Source organism: Porcincola sp. LCP21S3_C12 (genome assembly GCF_052118625.1).
In the GTDB taxonomy this organism is placed as follows: domain Bacteria; phylum Bacillota; class Clostridia; order Lachnospirales; family Lachnospiraceae; genus Porcincola.
In genome coordinates this window covers 1-327 of record NZ_JBQKGW010000089.1, presented here as the reverse complement: position 1 = coordinate 327, position 327 = coordinate 1, and the positions used below count along the sequence as shown (strand labels likewise).

Here is a 327-nt window from a genome sequence, read left to right as displayed (position 1 = left end):
TCTAATTCAATTACATTCAAGATTGCTCTTGAAGATAACTTTCCTCGGATGTCTTGTGATTAAACAATTTTTGTCTAATCGGATATTGATCTTGTATGCAGTTTTCAAGGTGCGGCTGACTGATCGAATCAACCAGTCATTCAAGACTCCAAATTCTTTCCCGCTATCTTATGCGATATACACTTGGAATCCTGAAGCACTGTTTGATTTTTTTAAATTCTGGCGCCCGCCTGTTCTCCCATGCCGTCTCCAGCATAGTACCTTCGGCCGCCCGGCTCTTCACGGTCGTGTTCGGGATGGGAACGGGTGTTTCCTCCGGACGCATCG

The 327-nt window shown here is 45.3% G+C and carries 1 rRNA gene; it reads right to left on the bottom strand.

The features are described 5' to 3' along the window. Nucleotides 1–217 precede the first annotated feature (217 nt). A 5S ribosomal RNA gene (rrf, locus tag ACTQ1N_RS12810) occupies nt 218–327 on the bottom strand; the annotation flags it as partial.